Annotated in this window: 16 protein-coding genes; 6 read left to right on the top strand and 10 right to left on the bottom strand. The window is 63.2% G+C overall.

Translation table 11 applies throughout. The features are described 5' to 3' along the window. The first annotated feature begins 29 nt into the window (after positions 1-29). Positions 30-1,094, top strand: coding sequence for a tRNA epoxyqueuosine(34) reductase QueG (queG, locus tag ACK59Z_RS04250; protein WP_004577534.1), 1,065 nt, complete (start codon positions 30-32; stop codon positions 1,092-1,094). A gap of 140 nt (positions 1,095-1,234) precedes the next feature. On the opposite strand, the gene ACK59Z_RS04245 is transcribed toward queG, so the two are convergent. Both ACK59Z_RS04245 and orn read right to left on the bottom strand, forming a co-directional pair. Beyond that, positions 1,235-1,846, bottom strand: coding sequence for a trimeric intracellular cation channel family protein (locus tag ACK59Z_RS04245; protein WP_003249516.1), 612 nt, complete (start codon positions 1,844-1,846; stop codon positions 1,235-1,237). Positions 1,847-1,937: 91 nt separating this feature from the next. After that, on the bottom strand, positions 1,938-2,480 hold the full coding sequence (orn, locus tag ACK59Z_RS04240; RefSeq protein WP_003249514.1) for an oligoribonuclease: 543 nt from the start codon (positions 2,478-2,480) through the stop codon (positions 1,938-1,940). A 151-nt stretch (positions 2,481-2,631) separates the two neighbouring features. Here orn and rsgA point away from each other — a divergent pair, with 151 nt between their 5' ends. Beyond that, the gene (gene rsgA, locus ACK59Z_RS04235) at positions 2,632-3,663 is read left to right on the top strand and encodes a small ribosomal subunit biogenesis GTPase RsgA (protein ID WP_003249512.1); all 1,032 of its coding nucleotides are present in this window, start codon (positions 2,632-2,634) and stop codon (positions 3,661-3,663) included. A 307-nt stretch (positions 3,664-3,970) separates the two neighbouring features. On the opposite strand, the gene motB is transcribed toward rsgA, so the two are convergent. Both motB and motA read right to left on the bottom strand, forming a co-directional pair. Continuing rightward, entirely contained in the window at positions 3,971-5,011 is a 1,041-nt protein-coding gene (gene motB / locus ACK59Z_RS04230; protein WP_003249509.1) for a flagellar motor protein MotB, read from the bottom strand. A 3-nt stretch (positions 5,012-5,014) separates the two neighbouring features. Continuing rightward, entirely contained in the window at positions 5,015-5,866 is an 852-nt protein-coding gene (gene motA / locus ACK59Z_RS04225) for a flagellar motor stator protein MotA (RefSeq protein ID WP_003249507.1), read from the bottom strand. Between the two features lie 130 nt (positions 5,867-5,996). On the opposite strand from motA, the gene ACK59Z_RS04220 reads away from it, so the two are divergent. From ACK59Z_RS04220 to asd, 3 genes are read left to right on the top strand one after another with little or no spacing between them, the layout of a single operon-like run. Then, positions 5,997-7,532 (top strand): HDOD domain-containing protein, encoded by a 1,536-nt coding sequence (locus ACK59Z_RS04220; protein WP_003249505.1) that lies wholly within the window; start codon positions 5,997-5,999, stop codon positions 7,530-7,532. Positions 7,533-7,576: 44 nt separating this feature from the next. Next, a complete protein-coding gene (locus tag ACK59Z_RS04215; protein WP_185279771.1) occupies positions 7,577-8,386 on the top strand; it encodes a rhodanese-like domain-containing protein in 810 nt (269 codons plus the stop codon). A gap of 9 nt (positions 8,387-8,395) precedes the next feature. Beyond that, complete coding sequence (gene asd / locus ACK59Z_RS04210; RefSeq protein WP_003249501.1) at positions 8,396-9,259, top strand: archaetidylserine decarboxylase; 864 nt, start codon at positions 8,396-8,398, stop codon at positions 9,257-9,259. Between the two features lie 76 nt (positions 9,260-9,335). On the opposite strand, the gene serB is transcribed toward asd, so the two are convergent. Next, a complete protein-coding gene (gene serB, locus ACK59Z_RS04205; protein ID WP_003249498.1) occupies positions 9,336-10,550 on the bottom strand; it encodes a phosphoserine phosphatase SerB in 1,215 nt (404 codons plus the stop codon). Between the two features lie 134 nt (positions 10,551-10,684). Here serB and ACK59Z_RS04200 point away from each other — a divergent pair, with 134 nt between their 5' ends. Next, positions 10,685-12,142, top strand: a complete 1,458-nt coding sequence (locus ACK59Z_RS04200; protein ID WP_108191655.1) for an AhpA/YtjB family protein — start codon at positions 10,685-10,687, stop codon at positions 12,140-12,142. A gap of 262 nt (positions 12,143-12,404) precedes the next feature. Here ACK59Z_RS04200 and ACK59Z_RS04195 read toward each other — a convergent pair whose 3' ends face one another. The 5 genes from ACK59Z_RS04195 to parE form a co-directional block, all read right to left on the bottom strand. Further along, the gene (locus tag ACK59Z_RS04195; protein ID WP_003249494.1) at positions 12,405-13,115 is read right to left on the bottom strand and encodes a membrane integrity-associated transporter subunit PqiC; all 711 of its coding nucleotides are present in this window, start codon (positions 13,113-13,115) and stop codon (positions 12,405-12,407) included. Positions 13,116-13,287: 172 nt separating this feature from the next. Further along, on the bottom strand, positions 13,288-15,546 hold the full coding sequence (parC, locus tag ACK59Z_RS04190; protein WP_003249492.1) for a DNA topoisomerase IV subunit A: 2,259 nt from the start codon (positions 15,544-15,546) through the stop codon (positions 13,288-13,290). A 10-nt stretch (positions 15,547-15,556) separates the two neighbouring features. After that, on the bottom strand, positions 15,557-16,075 hold the full coding sequence (locus ACK59Z_RS04185; protein WP_003249490.1) for a TIGR02281 family clan AA aspartic protease: 519 nt from the start codon (positions 16,073-16,075) through the stop codon (positions 15,557-15,559). Continuing rightward, positions 16,072-17,058 (bottom strand): esterase-like activity of phytase family protein, encoded by a 987-nt coding sequence (locus tag ACK59Z_RS04180; protein ID WP_019752632.1) that lies wholly within the window; start codon positions 17,056-17,058, stop codon positions 16,072-16,074. The genes ACK59Z_RS04185 and ACK59Z_RS04180 overlap by 4 nt, the downstream gene beginning before the upstream one ends. Beyond that, positions 17,055-18,959, bottom strand: a complete 1,905-nt coding sequence (gene parE / locus ACK59Z_RS04175) for a DNA topoisomerase IV subunit B (RefSeq protein WP_003249486.1) — start codon at positions 18,957-18,959, stop codon at positions 17,055-17,057. Before parE ends, ACK59Z_RS04180 begins: the two co-directional genes overlap by 4 nt. Positions 18,960-18,961 lie beyond the last annotated feature (2 nt).

The following is an 18,961-nucleotide window of genomic DNA, read 5'->3' as shown; positions in this document are numbered from 1 at the left end:
CACCTGAGCCCGTATTGCCTTGCCCATCCATGTCCGCCTCTATACCTGACCTCGCCCAACTGGCCCAATCGATCAAGATTTGGGGCCAGGAACTCGGTTTTGCCCATGTTGGCATCGCCGGGGTCGACCTTGGCGAACACGAACACCACCTGCAGCGTTGGCTCGACGCCGGTTATCAGGGTGAAATGGAATACCTGGGCGCCCACGGCAGCAAAAGGTCACATCCCGACCAGCTGATCCCCGGCACGGTACGCGTGGTCTCGCTACGTATGGACTACCTGCCCGGCGACACGCAGATGGCGCAGCGCCTTGCCCAGCCCGAGAAGGCCTACGTGTCACGCTACGCGCTTGGCCGGGACTACCACAAGCTGGTGCGCAAGCGCGTGCAGTTCCTCGCCGACCGCATCCAGGAAGCCATCGGCCCGTTCGGCTACCGCGCCTTTGTGGACAGCGCCCCGGTACTTGAAAAAGCCCTGGCCGAACAGGCTGGGCTGGGCTGGATCGGCAAGAACACGCTATTGCTCAACCGCAAGGCGGGTAGCTACTTCTTCCTTGCCGAACTGTTCGTCGACCTGCCGTTGCCGGTGGACGAAGCCACCACCAGCGAGCACTGCGGGCGTTGCCAGGCCTGCCTGGACATCTGCCCGACACAAGCGTTTGTCGGGCCCTATGTGCTGGATGCGCGACGCTGCATCTCATACCTGACCATCGAGCTGAGGGGCGCGATCCCTGTCGAGTTACGCGCAAAGATGGGCAACCGAGTGTTCGGTTGCGACGACTGCCAGATCGTCTGCCCCTGGAACCGCTTTGCCAAGCACAGTCAGGAGCAGGATTTCCAGCCACGGCATGGGCTGGAAAATACCGACCTGGCGGCGATGTTCCTGTGGGATGAACGCACCTTCCTGCGCAAGACCGAGGGCGGGCCTTTGCGGCGTGCGGGGTACGAGCGGTTCTTGCGCAACCTGGCGGTGGGGTTGGGCAATGCGCCCTCCACGATTCCAGTGATCGAGGCGCTGAAGGCCAGGCGTGACGATGAATCGGAATTGGTGCGCGAGCATGTGGAGTGGGCGCTGGCCCGACACGGAGCTCAATAGCGACCAGCCTCAGAGCATGCGCCCTCCTTGTGGGAGCGGGCGCGCCCGCGAAGCAGGCAACACAGGGAATGGCACCGGCTTCGCCGCTGTTCGCGGGCACGCCCGCTCCCACATGGGCCATGTTGCGCTTGTAAATTGCGTCACTGCTGGTCGTTGTAGTGGAACTTGGGCATTTCCCAGTGGAAGCGTATCGCCAACAGGCGCACCAGGAAGCCGCCAAACAGAGTCAGCAACATCGCCTGCTCCGCCGGCACCTTGAAATACACGCATCCCAGATAGAACCAGGCCGCCGCAAATGACACGCTGGCATACAGCTCACGGCGGAACACCAGCGGGATGTCGTTGCAGAAGATATCCCGCAGGATCCCGCCGAACACCCCGGTGATCACCCCGCTGATCGACGCCACCAGCATGCCCTGCCCCATCTCCAGCGCCGTCATGCAACCTATCAGGGTAAACGCCACCAACCCCAGGGCATCGAGCACCAGGAACAGCGAGCGAAGGCGGCGCATCATTGGCGCGATGAAAATGGTCAGCAGCGCCGCAAAACTGGTCAGCACCAGGTACTCAGGGTGCTTCACCCAGGTCAGCGGGTAGTGCCCGAGCAGCACATCACGCACCGAGCCACCCCCAAGCGCAGTGACGCAGGCGATCAGCACCACGCCAAACCAGTCCATGCCGCGACGCCCGGCAGATAGCGCGCCAGTCATGGCTTCGGCGGTAATGGCGATAAGGTAGAGCATCAACAACATGGTGCGGGTCCGTGCAGGAAAGGCGCGCAGTCTAACCAGTTGCCCAAGGCACCAAAAGGGGGCGCAGATACAATATCTGCGCCGTTTCGACTCACAGCTTGATGAAGTGCTCGCGATAGTGACGCAGTTCGGCGATCGATTCGCGGATATCGTCCAGCGCCAGGTGGGTATTGCCCTTCTTGAAGCTGTCACGCACGTCCGGCGCCCAGCGCGCGGCCAGCTCCTTGAGGGTGGAGACATCCAGGTTGCGGTAGTGGAAGTAGTTTTCCAGGTTGCGCATGTGGCGGTAAAGGAAACGACGATCCTGGCAGATGCTGTTGCCGCAGATCGGCGACTTGCCTTTAGGCACCCACTGCTCGAGGAAGGCGATGGTCTGTGCCTCGGCTTCGGCCATGCTGACCTTGCTCTCGCGCACGCGCTGGGTCAGCCCCGAAGCGCCATGGGTGCGGGTGTTCCACTCGTCCATGCGCGCCAGCACTTCGTCACTGTGGTGGATGGCGATCACCGGGCCTTCGGCCAAGGTATTGAGCTCGCTGTCGGTGACGATGGTGGCCATTTCGATGATGACGTCGCTGTCCGGATCCAGGCCGGTCATTTCCAGGTCGATCCAGATCAGGTTCTGTGGGTTTTGCATGCAGGGGCTCCTCATATAGGCGGTCATATTAGCCTAGTGGCCAAGGCACGCCCATTCACGGCACAAAGGTGAGCAGAATAGTCCAGCGGCTGGCGTGCTAAACTGCCTGCCGTTTTCAATGCCCACGCCGGGCCTCTCTTACGGTACCCTCATGGCCAAACGCCAGCTCAATCGCCGCCAAAACTGGCGGATCGAAAAAATCCAGGGCGAGCGCGCCGCTCGCGCGGCCAAACGCGAGCAGCATGCACTGCAGGAACTGGAAGGTGGCGACCTGGGGCCGGAGCAACTGGGCCTGGTGATCGCGCACTTCGGCGTGCAGGTAGAAGTTGAAGCTCAGGATGGCGAAACCGCAGGCCAGGTGTTCCGCTGCCATTTGCGCGCAAACCTGCCAGCACTGGTCACCGGCGACCGTGTCGTGTGGCGTGCGGGTAACCAGGGCATCGGCGTAATCGTGGCGCAGATGCCGCGCAGCACCGAGCTGTGCCGGCCGAACAACCATGGTCAACTCAAGCCGGTGGCAGCCAACGTCGACCTGATCGTGATCGTGTTCGCCCCGGCGCCGGAGCCGCACCCGAACCTGATCGACCGCTATCTGGTAGCGGCCGAGCACGCCGGCCTGCGCCCGCTGCTGCTGCTGAACAAAGCCGACCTGATCAACGACGAGAACGGCCCCGGCCTGCATGCGCTGCTGGAGGTCTACCGCGAACTGGGCTACCCGCTGCTGGAAGTTTCGGCACACCACGGCGATGGCATGCAGCGCCTGCAGCAACAACTCGACGGCCATATCAGCGTGTTCGTCGGCCAGTCGGGGGTGGGCAAGTCGTCGCTGGTCAACAGCCTGCTGCCAGACGCTGGCACCCGCGTCGGCGACTTGTCGGAATGGTCAGGCCAGGGTACCCACACCACCACCACGGCGCGGCTTTACCACTTCCCCAACGGCGGGGACCTGATCGACTCGCCGGGTATCCGCGAGTTCGGCCTTGGCCATGTCAGCCGCGACGACGTGGAGGATGGCTTCATCGAGTTCCGCGACCTGTTCGGCACCTGCCGCTTCCGCGACTGCAAGCATGACCGCGAACCGGGCTGCGCCCTGCTCAAGGCGCTGGAAGAGGGGCGCATCAAGCCGCAGCGCATGAACAGCTACCGCTCGATCATCGCCAGCCTGGCAGAAGACAGCTACTGAAACGCTCGAAATGAAAGTTGCCGCGCCCCCTTGTAGGAGCGGGTTTACCCGCGAATACGGTGGCGACTGCAACGGTGAACGGCGGGTGGAAATTGGCCAGCAGGTCCGGCCCTTTCGCGGGTGAACCCGCTCCTACGACGGCCTGCGCCCAATCACCGATGCGTATGTAGGAGCGGCTTTAGCCGCGAACACCGGCAACGCCGGTGCCATTCACCGCACTGGCGGCTTCGCGGGTAAACCCGCTCCTACAGTGATCGCGCCAACGTTCAGGTGGTGGGTAGCACAGTTGCCCACCCCAAAAAGCCGCTTACTGATCCTTGGCTTCATCCATCTTCAGCGTGCCATCTTCAAAGATGTTCAGCTTCTGGCGCAGCTCGCGCGGTTGCATCGGTGCCTGTTCAGTTGCCCCTGGGTCAGCCGGTGCCGAAGCCCCTGGCGCAGCACCACTGGCTGGCGCTGCAGGTGCCGTTGGCGCAGCTGGCGGTGTTTCCGGCGCACCCTGCTCACCTTCGATATTGCGCTGGGCTTTCTTGGTCAGCACGATGATGTCGATACGGCGGTTGACCGGGTTGAACGGGTCCTTGCGGTCGAACAGTGACGACGAGGCGTACCCCACGACCCGTGCCACCTGGCCGTCGGGGTAACCACCCGCCACCAGGGCACGCCGCGCGGCGTTGGCGCGGTTGGCCGACAGCTCCCAGTTACCGTACTCGCCAGTGCCAGCATACGGCTTGGCATCGGTATGGCCGCTGATGCTGATCTTGTTCGGCACCGCCTTGATGGTGTCGGCCATGGCCAGCAGGATATCTTCGAAGTAAGGCTGCAGGCGCGCGCTACCGATGTCGAACATCGGTCGGTTCTCAGCATCCATGATCTGGATGCGCAGGCCGTCCTGGGTGATCTCGAACAGGATCTGGTCCTTGAACTTCTGCAGTTGCGGGTTCTCTTCCACCTTGTTCTGCAGTTCCTGCAGCAACAGCTCCAGACGCTCGCGCTCGACCTGCTCGGCCATGGTCTCGACCTGGTCCTTGTTCAGCTGAGTGGGGGACTGCTGCGTCGGCTCGGTCTTCACTTCCGGATTGATGGTTTTGTCCGGCGCCATCTCCGGGGAACCCCCCAGGTCGATGACATAAGGCGTGCCACTCTCGGAGAAACCAATAGGGTCCTGGAAGTAGCCGGCAATGGCGATCTTCTGCTCAGGCGTGGCCGTGGACAACAGCCACAGCACCAGGAAGAACGCCATCATCGCCGTGGCGAAGTCGGCAAAGGCGATTTTCCAGGCGCCACCATGGTGGCCGCCGCCAAAGCGCTTGACGCGCTTGACGATGATGGGCTGATTGTTCTCCATGACTCAGCGACCGCGAACCGCTTGTTCCAGTTCGGCGAAGCTTGGGCGGTGCTTGGGGTACAGCACCTTGCGCCCGAACTCGACCGCCAGCGAAGGTGGCATGCCCGACGCCGAGGCCACCAGCGAAGCCTTGATCGATTCGTAGAGGTTCAGTTCTTCCTTGGCATCGTGCTCCAGGCACTTGGCCAAAGGGCCGAAGAACCCGTAAGCCGCCAGAATACCGAAGAAGGTACCCACCAGCGCCGCACCTACGTGCATGCCGATAGCCGCCTGATCGCCATCGCCCAGCGAGGCCATGGTCACCACGATACCCAGTACCGCCGCAACGATACCGAACCCGGGCATACCGTCGGCGATGCCGGTCACCGCGTGGGACGGGTGCTCCAGCTCTTCCTTCATGCTCAGCAGTTCCATGTCGAACAGGCCCTCGAGTTCGTGCGGGGCCATGTTGCCGGTGGACATGATGCGCAGGTAATCGCAGACGAAGGCGGTCATGCGCTCATCGGCCAGTACCGTCGGGTACTTGGCGAAGATCGGGCTGGCAGCGGCGTCCTCGATGTCGGCCTCGATGGCCATCATGCCTTCGCGACGGCTCTTGTTGAGGATTTCGTAAACGAGGCCCAGCACCTCCAGGTAGAAGGCATGGCTGAAGCGCGAGCCGAACATCTTCATCGACTTCTTGATGACGTGCATGGTCATGTGGCCAGGGTTGGCCTGCAGGAATGCACCAAAGGCCGCACCGCCGATGATCAGTACTTCGAACGGCTGGATCAGCGCTGCGATCTTGCCGTGGGAGAGCACGTAGCCGCCGAGCACGCTCGCGAATACGACGATGATGCCGATAATTTTAGCCATAGGTTCAAAGCACTTGCTGTCGTGGTCAGGGGAAGAGACGGGAGCTTTAAAACTCTTCTTCTACTTATCGGCAGAACTGCGCCAGACTATAGCCACTCAATGCGAAAAGCCAGTTCGGACTGATGTCAAAATGCCAATTGAAACCAAGGTGCCCACTCAGGCCCCGCGTACGCTAGAGGCCTGGGTAAAGCTGCTCGAGAGTGTTCGCATCCCCGTGCCGAAGCACAGCTACGACCGGGTCATGGCTGCCATCCACGATAGCCGTCGCTCGCTGCGCGATATCGCCGAACTGATGCAGGATAGCCCGGCACTGGTGCTGTCAGTGATGCGCGAAGCCAATCACCCCACCAATGCCAGCCTCGCCGAACCCGCCGAAAGCCTGGAAGTCGCCCTCAACCGCCTGGGCCTGGAGCGCAGCGAGCAGCTTCTCAAACGCCTGCCGGCACTGCCCGTGGAGGAAATTCCGCCGGTATTGTGCCAGTTCCAGATGATCAGCCAGCATGCGGCACAGCAGGCCAGCGGCCTGTTCGCCAGCCGCCTGGCACGGCTGTGGCAAGAGATTCACTGGGGCAGCCTGCTGTTCCTGTCGCCACTCTGGCCACTGGCACTGGCCTACCCCAAGCTGCTCGACACCTGGGAGCTGCGGGTTATCCACAAAGGTGAAGACGCCGCCCACGTCGAGGAAGAACTGTTTGGCGTGCGCATCATGGCGCTGTGCCAGACCATGGCCGAGTATTGGCGCTTGCCCCAGTGGGTCACCCAGGGTTATCGACTGCTGCTGGAAGAGCGCGAGCAACTGGCCCAGGTGCTGAATATCGCCCGCGACGAAGACCTGCTCAGCCAGCAACACCGCCTGGACGCCGAGCCCGGCCTGCGGCGCTGGTTCAACCAGCCGGCCAATACCGTACTGCTGGCCAACAACCTGGCCCTGGCGGCACAGGTCGGCTGGGACAACCCGCACCTGCTGCGCTGGCAACTGCTGACCGCGCTGTACCTGCAAACCTCGCTGGAAGATGTGCAGCAGCAGGTGCACCAGCAGGCTGCCGCCAGCGCCCGCCGCCACGCTCGGCATGCCCTGTTCCACCCGGCCGAGGCCTTGATCTGGCCGTGGCACCAACGCCGCCCTCACCCGGACATGCTGGCCCCGCCACCGCCCAGCAGCGACGACCTGGCACGCTGGCGCACGCTGTGCCAGCACCTGCTGGCCCAACCCAGCCCGTTCACCAACACCGTGCACCTGGCCACGCAGGCTCGTGAGGCCCTGCTGGCCTGCGGCATGCAACGCATCATGCTGCTTAGCCTGGACAAGGCCAGTGACTACCTGCGCGTGCAGCAAATTGCCGGCCTGCCCAAGGAGGCCGGGGCTCTGGCCCTGCAGGTATCGCAGAACAAGCTGCTGCAAAAGCTGCTGAGCCAGGCCGGGCAGTTGCGCATCACACCGGAAAACCACAGCCAGTTCTCGGCGCTGTTGCCCGCCCCGCTACGCACCTTGTTCCGCAGCGAACATGTACTGCTTCGCTCGCTGGCTGCGAACGACCAGGTGCTGATGCTGTTGGTGGCCGACCAGGGCTGCCGGCCTTTGGCCGATATCAGCGTGCAAGCCTTCGGCAAGACCGCGCAATGCATCGAGCGGGCCTTGTCGGTGTTTACCAACCGCAAGGGTTGAGCCTTGCGCTACAATCGCCCTTCTTTCCACACTGGAGACCGTGGATGACCGACTTTTCCGGCCTGCCCCTGGTGATCGAAGCTGCAGACCTGCTGCCACGCCTGGATTCGCCGCAGCTGATCCTGGTCGACCTGAGCAGCGCCAACCGCTATGTCAGCGGGCATATCCCCGGCGCGCGCTTTGTCGAAGGCAAGCGCACCCAGCTCGGCCAGCCCCCGGCGCCCGGCCTGCTGCCAGCCCTGGGCGAGCTCGAAAAACTGTTCAGCGAACTCGGCCACCGCGCCGATGCCGTGTATGTGGTGTACGACGATGAAGGCGGCGGCTGGGCCGGGCGCTTCATCTGGCTGCTCGATGTCATCGGCCACAAGCGCTACCACTACCTCAATGGCGGTATCCAGGCCTGGCCGGCAGACAAGCTGTCCACCGCAGTGCCTGCCATTGGCAGCGCCCCGGTGCACCTGCACATAGACAGCGCACCCACTGCCACCCGCGAGTACCTGCAAAGCCGCCTGGGCGCCGATGACCTGGTCATCTGGGACGCGCGCGGCCCGCAGGAATTCAGCGGCGAAAAAGTGCTGGCAGCCAAAGGCGGCCACATCCCCGGCGCGATCAACTTCGAGTGGACCGCCGGCATGGACTTCAACGACCACCTGCGCATCCGCCAGGACATCGCTGAAGTCCTCAAGCAACTGGGCATCACCCCTGACAAGGAGGTGATCACCCACTGCCAGACCCACCGCCGCTCCGGTTTCACTTACCTGGTGGCCAAGGCCCTCGGTTACCCACGCGTCAAGGCCTACGCCGGCTCGTGGGGCGAATGGGGCAACCACCCGGACACGCCTGTAGAAGTCTAAGGAACCTGCATGAAATCCCGTCTGTTCATCATCAGCCAGTACCTGCTGCCGCACCACCTGCTGTCGCGGCTGGCCGGCTGCATCGCCGAGTGCCGCGTGCGCTGGTTCAAGAATGCCTTCACCGCATGGTTCGCCAAGCGCTACCAGGTGAACATGAGCGAGGCGCTGGTCGAAGACCTGAGCGCTTACGAGCACTTCAATGCGTTCTTCACCCGCGCCTTGAAACCTGGTGCCCGTCCGCTGGACGAAACCCCGGGCGCCATCCTGTGCCCGGCCGACGGTGCGGTCAGCCAGCTTGGCCCGATCGAGCACGGTCGTATCTTCCAGGCCAAAGGCCACGGTTTCAGCGCGCAAGAGCTGCTGGGCGGTGATCCGGCCATGGCCGCGCCGTTCATGGGCGGCGAGTTTGCCACCATCTACCTGTCGCCCAAGGACTACCACCGCGTGCACATGCCGCTGGCCGGCACCCTGCGCGAAATGGTCTATGTGCCGGGCCGCCTGTTCTCGGTCAACCAGACCACCGCAGAGAATGTCCCCGAGCTGTTCGCTCGCAACGAGCGCGTGGTCTGCCTGTTCGATACAGAGCGTGGGCCAATGGCTGTGGTACTGGTCGGCGCGATGATCGTCGCCTCGATCGAAACGGTATGGGCCGGGCTGGTCACGCCGCCCAAACGTGAGCTGAAGACCTTCCGCTACGACGAAGCCAGCCGCACGCCGATCCACCTGGAGAAAGGTGCCGAACTAGGCCGCTTCAAGCTGGGTTCGACCGCCATCGTGCTGTTCGGGCCGGAGCAGGTGAAGTGGGCTGAGAGCCTGGGTGCGGGTTCTGCAGTGCGCATGGGGCAGCAGCTGGCGGCGCCTGTGCAGGCTTGATTCGAGCCATATGAAAAAGGCCCTGCATATGCAGGGCCTTTTTCGTTGGGCCGCCATGCGGCCCCGGATTCGCGGATCAGCCGCGGGCGTCGCGATCACGCAGGCCCAGCAGATACAGCACCCCGTCCAGCCCCAAGGTGGAAATCGCCTGCTTGGCCGACTGGCGCACCAGCGGCTTGGCACGAAACGCCACGCCCAAACCGGCCAGCGACAGCATCGGCAGGTCATTGGCACCATCGCCCACGGCGATGGTCTGCTCCAGTTGCAAGCCTTCGTCACTGGCCAGCTTCTTCAACAAATCGGCCTTGCGCTGGGCATCGACAATCGGCTCAACAGCCACGCCCGTCACCTTGCCATCGACCACTTCAAGTTCGTTGGCGAACACATAGTCGATACCCAGGCGCGCCTGCACCTGACGAGCGAAATAGGTAAAGCCACCGGACAGAATCGCGGTCTTGTATCCCAGGCGCTTGAGCTCGGCAAACAGGTTCTCGGCACCCTCGGTCAGGCGCAGCGATGCCCCGATCTCGTCCAGTACCCCCACATCCAGGCCCTTGAGCAGCGCCATGCGCTCTTTGAAGCTGGCGCGGAAGTCCAGTTCACCGCGCATGGCGCGCTCGGTGATCGCCGCCACCTGCTCACCCACACCCGCCGCCTTGGCCAGTTCGTCGATGACTTCGGCCTCGATCAGCGTGGAGTCCATGTCGAACACCGCCAGGCGGCGGTTACGGCGGAACAGATCGTCCTTCTGGAAGGCGATGTCGACGCTCAGCTCTTCAGCCAGGGCAAAGAAGTCGGCACGCAGGGCCTGGGCATCGCTCGGCACACCGCGCACGGAGATCTCGACGGCTGCCTTACCCTTGTCGGTTTCGGCATCCAGTGCCACCCGGGCCGACAGGCGCTCGATACGCTCGATGGTCAGGCCGTACTGGCTGATCACCGCACTCACCCGCTGCAGTTGCTCGGGAGTAATCTTACGGCTGAGCAGGGTAACGATGTGGCGCGCTTCGCCATGCCCATCAGCCCAATGCTGGTAGTCCGCCTCGGAAATCGGCGTGTAACGGGCCTGCAGGTTCAGTTCGTGGGCTTTAGCCTGCACGCTTTGCAACAGCGCGGTAGCCACTTCGTTGTCCGGGATGTCGACCAGGATGCCAAACGACAAGGTGCCGTGCATGACCGCCAGGCCGATGTCGAGGATACTCACACCGCCCTGTAGCAGGACGCCGGTGATAGCCGCAGTGAGACCGGGACGGTCCTCACCGGTGATGTTGATCAGGACGATTTCGCGCACAACCTGGCTCCGACTTCGATGAAAAATGCGCATTCTACCGATTTTCCATGACCATCGGGCGCCAACGATACTTTGCCGACAAAACCCGGCTCGCTATACTCCCCCCACTTTCATGCCATTAAGAGCCGAGCTCTGTGAACCGGCCCACGCCAGTCAAACCAGACAATTTCTTCCTGATGATCTATCGCGCCCTGAGTCAACGTCGCGTGCCGCTGGCACTGCGCATCGCCTGCACCAACATTTTCCTGGTGGCGCTGGCGCTGGTGATCTACGCCTGCGTGATGGGCCTGCAGTTCAAGCAGGCCATGCATGAGCAGGCCGATGCCTTGGGCCAGAGCCTGACCACCCAGACGGCCACATCGGCCACCGAGCTGCTGGTGTCCAATGACATCCTCAGCCTCAACGTGCTATTGGGCAACCTGGTTAAAAACCCGCTGGTGGCCCATGCCGCAATCTACAGCGTGGATAACCGCATCCTCGCCGAAGCGGGCCAGCGCCCGCGCAACAGCCTGCTGGGCGAGGCCGAAGGCCTGTACCAGACCAAAATCACGTTCCAGGACGTGACGGCCGGGCAGCTGCGCATCAGCCTGGACATGAGCCAGTTCCAGCAACCGATGCTGATCAGCCTGCAGAGCATGGGCATTCTGGCCGCTATCCTGCTGGCCCTGGCCTTGGCCCTCAGCTTGCGTCAGGGCCGCTTCATCACCCTGCCACTGCTGCAACTGCGGGTATGGCTGCGCGACCCGCAGCCCTATACCCCGGCCACCGACCGCCAGGACGAAATTGGCGACATCGCCCGCCAGCTGCATGCACGCCTGGCCCCGCCTCCGCCCCCGGAGCCGGAGCCTGAGGAAGAAGACGACGAGCAGTTCGACGACCTGCCCGCCGCTGCCCCGGCAACCAAGGCCGTACCGCGCGCCAAGGCTGCCCTGGAAGACGAGGATGACGACGAGGCCTTCGCCGGCCTGCTGGACGACGACACTGCACCCAAGGCCGCCGCAGAGGTCGAGTCCGACGAGCCGCAGTACAGCGCCGTACTTGCCGTGCAGCTGGGCTCGCAGGAGCAACTGCGTCGCCTGCCACGCACACGCCTGGCCGAGCTGACCGAGCGCTACCGCGATTGCCTGGAGCACGCAGCCTCGCTCTACGACGGTGAAACCCACACGCTGAACGACGGCAGCACCTTGGTGCTGTTCCACAGCCGCGAGTGTGGCGAGGACTACCTGACCAACGCCATTTGCTGTGGCGAACTGTTGCGCGCCCTGGGCCACGCCCTGCAGATCGAGGTAGCCGACAGCGGCATTACCCTGCAACTGCAGCTAGGCCTGGTCTTGGGCAACGACCTGCATGGGCTGGAACTGGTTGACCTGTTGATGGCCGAGAAGGTCCAGGATGCCCTGGCACTGTCGCAGCACAGCCGTAACCTGTTGCTGGTAGAGCGGCAGATCAACGATGACGCCCTCATTCGCCAGCGTGCGCGTATTCGCCCGATCGCCAGCCCCGAAGGCGCCTGCTGTGTGGAGCGACTGATGGAGCCCTACCCGTCAATGCTGGAACGGCAACTGGCACGCATGCATGAGCACCGCGCCTGACAGGCATACGCTGCATCTACAGCGCATGTCTTGAGCCAGGCTGGTTTCCTTGCGATCACGTGCCTGGCGCAAGATCCAGCCAATAGCGCCCCCCGGTAGGAGCGGGTTTACCCGCGAATACGGTGGCGGCGGCAACGGTGAACGGCGGATGAAAATTGGCCAGCAGGGCCTGCCTCTTCGCGGGTAAACCCGCTCCTACGAAGACCGGCAGATACAAAAAAGCCCGCAGCGAATGCGGGCTTTGTCGTATCTGGCCGTTTGATCAGAACCGATAAACTTCCATATCGGTGCGAATCGGCGAGGCCATCGGGATTTTGGGTTTCTCCGGCCCCTTCTTCACCTGCGTCGGTGCAGCGGGCTTTTTCGGTGCTTCTTCGGCAATCGCCGGCTGGTTGGCCAGCGGCTTCACCGCCGTGCTCAGCTGTTCCGCCAGCTTCTGCAGCAGTTGGCCCTGAGCCTGCACCTGCGACGACTCACTGCCCTCGTGCTGCTGCTCGAGGTGAATGATACGGTTGTCACGCACACGGCCACGGCGGTCAAGCAGACGCCACTGGGCATCCAGGATGGCCGGCTGGTTCTTGCCCGAGTCCAGGCGTGTAATCGACAACAGCACTTGCACGTCCGGGCTGAAGCCTGCGGTCGCCGGGGCCAGTACTACGCGTTGGCTGTCCAGGCGCCAGGCCAGTTGACGCACCAGCAGCTGGTCGATATCCGATGAAAGGCTGCCAGCCCAACGACCGTCGGTCGCCGCGCTCAGGCTGCCATCAGGTTGACGCTGCAGAAACGTCTCACGCTGAAGGTAATCGGCCACCGATACCGGGCCGAGTACCACGGCCATGCCCGCACTCTGCGACGGCTGGCCAGGATCACCACTGTCTAGCTGATACAGGGCAACCGGCTGATGCATGGTGCACCCGCCAAGGCCCAGCAGGCCAGTCATCAACAGCGCAAATGGAAGGCGCAGAAATTTCATCATCCCATCCAGGCGGCTGCCACAAGGCACACCGCAGTGATACATGTAGATTCAAACGGGCACACGGCCACGCCGGCACCGCAAGGGGCATATCATCCGCGAAATAACCGTCCGACTCCAGCATTTCTGCCCGAAACGGCGTTGAAATTGCCGTTCCAGACATTACAACCGGTTATGTCGGCACTTCCACCTGCAACCCATCGACGCGCTGGAACCCGCGTGGCAGCTTGCTGCCGCGCCGACCGCGCTCGCCCTTGTAGTGCTCCAGGTCGTCCGCCTTCAAAGACAGGGTACGCTTGCCGGCTTGCAATACAAGGGTCGCGCCTTCGGGAATCACCGCCAGATCGGTAACAAATTCTTCACGGCTGGCCACCCGGTCACCCGGCACGCCAATGATCTTGTTGCCCTTGCCTTTACCCAGCTGCGGCAAGTCGCTGACCTTGAACACCAGCAAGCGGCCTTCGGTGGTCACGGCCGCCAACCAGTCCTGCTCGCGATCAGCCACTGGACGCGGGGTCATGACCTTGGCCCCGTTGGGCAAGCTGAGCAGGCCTTTGCCGGCCTTGTTCTTGGCCTGCAGGTCTTCACCCTTGACCACGAAGCCGTAACCGGCATCCGAAGCCACCACGTACAGCGCATCGTCGTCAGGCAACAACACACATTCGAAAGTCGCCCCCGGTGGCGGCGTCAGACGTCCAGTCAGCGGCTCGCCCTGGCCACGCGCCGATGGCAGGCTGTGGGCCGCCAGCGAGTAGCTGCGACCGGTGGAATCGATAAGCACGGCAAACTGGTTGGAACGCCCAGCCGCAGCAGCCTTGAAACCGTCGCCGGCCTTGTAGGAAAGGCCAGTGGCGTCGATATCGTGGCCCTTGGCGCAGCGCACCCAGCCCTTCTCCGACAGCACCACGGTGACGGGCTCGGTCGGCATCAGCTCGTTTTCCGACAGCGCCTTGGCTTCGGCACGCGCTACGATCGGCGAGCGACGATCATCGCCATAGGTTTCGGCATCCTTGATCAGCTCGCTGCGCACCAGCTTGCGCAGTTTGGCCTCGCTCCCCAGCAAGGCCTGCAGCTTGGCTTGCTCCTTCAGCAACTCATCCTGCTCACCGCGGATCTTCATCTCTTCCAGGCGCGCCAACTGCCGCAGGCGGGTCTCGAGGATGTAGTCAGCCTGGATCTCGGTCAGCTCGAAACGTTCGATCAGGGCCTGCTTGGGGTATTCCTCAGTACGGATGATGTGGATCACTTCATCCAGGTTGAGGAATGCGGTGAGCAAACCGTCCAACAGGTGCAGGCGCCTCTCGACCTTATCCAGACGGTGCTGCAGGCGGCGACGAACGGTATTGGTGCGGAACTCCAGCCACTCCACCAAGATGGTTCGCAGGTTTTTCAACTGCGGCCGGCCGTCCAGGCCGATGATATTCACGTTGACCCGATAGGTGCTTTCCAGGTCGGTGGTAGCGAACAGGTGCTGCATCAGCTCGTCGACATCGACGCGGTTGGATCGCGGGATGATGACAATACGGCACGGGTTCTCGTGGTCCGACTCGTCGCGCAGGTCGGCGACCATCGGCAGCTTCTTGGCCTGCATCTGCGCGGCAATCTGCTCCAGCACTTTGGCCCCGGAGACTTGGTGCGGCAGCGCAGTGACGACGATATCGCCATCCTCGACGCGGTACACGGCACGCATGCGGATCGAGCCGCGGCCGCTTTCGTACATCTTGAGAATTTCAGCCCGCGGCGTGACGATCTCCGCCTCGGTCGGGTAATCCGGCCCCTGGATGTGCTCGCACAACTGCTCGATGGTTGCCTTGGGCTCATCGAGCAGTCGCACACAGGCACTGGCCACCTCTCGCAGGTTGTGCGGCGGCACGTCGGTGGCCATGCCCACGGCGATACCGGTGGTACCGTTGAGCAGGATGTTGGGCAGGCGCGCAGGCAGCACGGCCGGCTCCTGCAATGTGCCGTCGAAGTTCGGCACCCAGTCGACGGTGCCCTGGCCGACTTCGCTGAGCAGCACTTCAGCGTAGCGTGACAGCCGCGCCTCGGTGTAGCGCATGGCGGCGAACGACTTCGGATCATCCGGCGCACCCCAGTTGCCCTGGCCATCGACCAGGGTGTAGCGGTAACTGAACGGCTGCGCCATCAGCACCATGGCCTCGTAGCAGGCCGAATCGCCATGGGGATGGAACTTGCCGAGCACGTCACCGACGGTACGTGCCGACTTCTTGTGCTTGGCATCGGCATCGAGCCCCAACTCGCTCATGGCGTAGACGATGCGGCGCTGCACCGGCTTCAGGCCGTCGCCGATATGCGGCAAGGCACGGTCCATGATCACGTACATGGAGTAGTTGAGGTAGGCCTGTTCGGTGAAGTCAGCCAGCGAGCGGCGTTCTACGCCGTCCAGGCTGAGTTCCAGTGAGTCGCTCATGCGGGCCTCGTCATTTCAGGTTCTGGCGCAGCAGCATGGTGCCACCGCGCTGGGTAAATTCAAGTTGTTGCAGGGCACTCATGCCCAGCAGTACGGTGGCCCCATCCAGGCCCGGCACCACGATGGCGCGTACGTTCTGCAGGCGGATATCGCCCAGTTGCAGGCTGGTCAGGCGCGTGCGGTAACCTTCAGTACGGCCATTGGCGGTGCTCAGTAGCACCGGGCTACCGCGCTCCAGGCTCAGTTCATGAGCCAATGCCTCCGGGATCGCCACATCGGTGGCGCCGGTGTCGAGCATGAAATGCACCACCTGGCCGTTGATGGCACCATCCACCACGAAGTGGCCCTGGCCATTACTCAGCAGGCGCACTTCGATAAAGCCTTGACCATGTTCGGATTGCACCTGGCTGTTGGGATTACGCTGGCTGTCTTCCCACTGGCCGAAAAAACGCGTGGCAAGAAACAGCGCCGCCGCCCAAGCGACGATCATCAGCAACTTGCCCGCGCGCTTGCCCGGCGCCTGGCTCATGGTTTGGCGCTCCAGCCGCCTTCAGGTGCGTCGAAGCGCCAGACGACCGGGCGGGTTTCACCATCGGCACGGGCGCCGTTGTTGTTGTCCAGGCCAATCCAGGCGCCCTTGGCATCGATCACCAGTGCTTCGGCCAGGCCAAACGGCTGCGCGTAGCGCCGTGACTCGACCAGCGCATCAGCAGCGAACGACCAGCAACGCTCGACCTTGCCACTGTCGACATCACGTCGGCACACCCGGTAGGCGTTGCGTTCGAGGGTAAACAGCTTGCCCTCGAACCAGGCCAGGTCAGCGAAGTCGCGCGACAGGGCCCTGGCATTGGGCATCTGCGCGGGTTGCATTTCGACCCCCGCCTCGCTCAGCAGCACGCAACCACGCCCGCAGGTCCAGACCGACTGCTGGCGCTCGATAGCCAGCAGGCCACGGCGCTCACGCTCGGCAGCCAGCCACAGGCGGTCACCCGCGGGGTTGATCGCCAGGCCTTCGAACAGGGCATTGAAGTTCAGCAGCATGCCGCTTGCCCGGGCCTGGCGCACCATGGCCGAGTCGATCCTCAACCAGTCCGGCTCGCCTTCCAGCGGCAATTGCAGCACCGCGGCATGCGCCTCGCTGACCAGATAGAGGTTACCCGCCTGATCACAGGTGATACCTTCAAAATCCAGCTCGCCACCGCGAATGTACGATGCCGCCCAATTGCGCGACTTCAACCCCCATGGGAGGCCGCTTTCCGGGACAGCCGGCGGGGTGAAGGTCAGCGGCTGCGCGCGCCAGGTAGGGTTCTGCTGATCGAAGCGGTAGATACGGTCGTCGTCACGGTCGGACACGCCCCACAACCCGCCCCGGCATTCCACCAGCCCCGACAGGTTGCCACCGCGCATACCGTCGATCGGGTGCTCGGCTGTCATCTTCAGCTCTGGCCAGTTGCCCGCCAGGGAAGGCAGGGCAACCAGCGCCAGGCAAACGGCAAGTACTTGCCGAATCAAACCATGACCTCGGCCAGGTTGCCCTTGGTTTCCAGCCAACTCTTGCGGTCACCGGCGCGCTTCTTGGCCAGCAGCTTGTCCATCAGCTCGCAGGTGGCTTCTACGTCGTCCAGGGTCAGCTGCACCAGGCGCCGGGTGTTCGGGTCCATGGTAGTTTCGCGCAACTGCGGCGGGTTCATCTCGCCCAGGCCCTTGAAGCGTGTTACCTGCGGCTTGCCGCGCTTCTTCTCGGCCACCAGGCGGTCGAGGATGCCGTCACGCTCGGCTTCGTCGAGGGCGTAGTAGATTTCCTTGCCCAGGTCGATGCGGTACAGGGGCGGCATGGCCACGTAAACATGCCCAGCTTCGACCAGTGCCCGGAAGTGCTGAACAAACAGCGCACACAGCAGCGTGGCGATGTGCAGACCATCGGAGTCAGCGTCGGCGAGGATGCAAATCTTGCCATAGCGCAGCTGCGCAAGGTCGGTTGCCCCCGGATCGACGCCAATGGCCACGGCAATGTTGTGCACTTCCTGGCTGGCCAGGACTTCGCCACCATCTACTTCCCAGGTGTTGAGGATCTTGCCGCGCAGCGGCAGGATGGCCTGGAATTCCTTGTCCCGCGCCTGCTTGGCCGAACCACCGGCCGAGTCACCCTCGACCAGGAACAACTCGGCACGCATCGGGTCCTGGCCCGCACAATCGGCCAGCTTGCCGGGCAATGCCGGGCCCTGTGTGATGCGCTTGCGCTCGACCTTCTTGCTGGCCTTGAGGCGGCGACCGGCGTTGCTGATGGCCAGTTCTGCCAGTTGCATGCCCAGCTCGGGGTGGGCGTTGAGCCACAGGCTGAAAGCATCCTTGACCACACCGGAGACGAACGCGGCGGCTTCGCGCGATGACAGGCGCTCTTTGGTCTGCCCGGAGAACTGCGGGTCCTGCATCTTCATCGACAGTACGAAGGTGATGCGCTCCCAAACGTCTTCCGGCGCCAGCTTCACCCCGCGCGGCAGCAAGTTGCGGAACTCGCAGAACTCACGCATGGCATCCAGCAGGCCCTGGCGCAGGCCGTTGACGTGGGTGCCGCCCTGGGCGGTGGGGATCAGGTTGACGTAGCTTTCCTGAATGCTGTCGCCGCCTTCGGGCAGCCACAGCAAAGCCCAGTCAACCGCTTCCTTGTTACCCGCCAGGCTGCCACAGAACGGCTCGTCGGGCAGGCGCTGGAATTCGTTGACCGAGTCGACCAGGTAGGAGCGCAGGCCATCCTCGTAGTGCCATTCCACCTTTTCGCCGCTGGCCTTGTCCTCGAAGCTGACCAGCAGCCCCGGGCACAATACCGCCTTGGCCTTGAGCACGTGCTTGAGACGGCTGATGGAAAACTTGGGCGAGTCGAAGTACTTCGGGTCTGGGCTGAAGTACACGCTGGTGCCGGTGTTGCGCTTGCCGACCGAGCCGACCACTTCCAGCTCGCTGGCCTTGAAGCCATCGGCAAAGGTCATCTGGTATTCATTGCCGTCACGCTTGACGCGCACACGCACCTGCGTCGACAGGGCGTTGACCACCGAGATGCCCACCCCGTGCAGGCCACCGGAAAACTGATAGTTCTTGTTGGAGAACTTGCCGCCGGCGTGCAGCTTGGTGAGGATCAGCTCGACCCCGGACACGCCCTCTTCCGGATGGATGTCCACCGGCATGCCGCGGCCGTCGTCGCTGACTTCCAGCGAGTGGTCGGCATGCAGGATGACCTGCACCGAACGCGCGTGACCGGCCAGTGCTTCGTCGACACTGTTGTCGATGACTTCCTGGGCCAGGTGGTTGGGGCGGCTGGTATCGGTGTACATGCCCGGCCGCTTGCGGACCGGATCAAGGCCCGAGAGGACTTCGATGGCGTCTGCGTTATAGGCGCTAGCGCTGGGATTGGCCATAG

The sequence above is a fragment of the Pseudomonas sp. KCJK9058 genome, from assembly GCF_046230975.1.
GTDB lineage: Bacteria > Pseudomonadota > Gammaproteobacteria > Pseudomonadales > Pseudomonadaceae > Aquipseudomonas > Aquipseudomonas alloputida.
The sequence above is the reverse complement of the archived record's forward strand: the minus strand, read 5'-3'. Positions and strand labels throughout refer to the sequence as shown.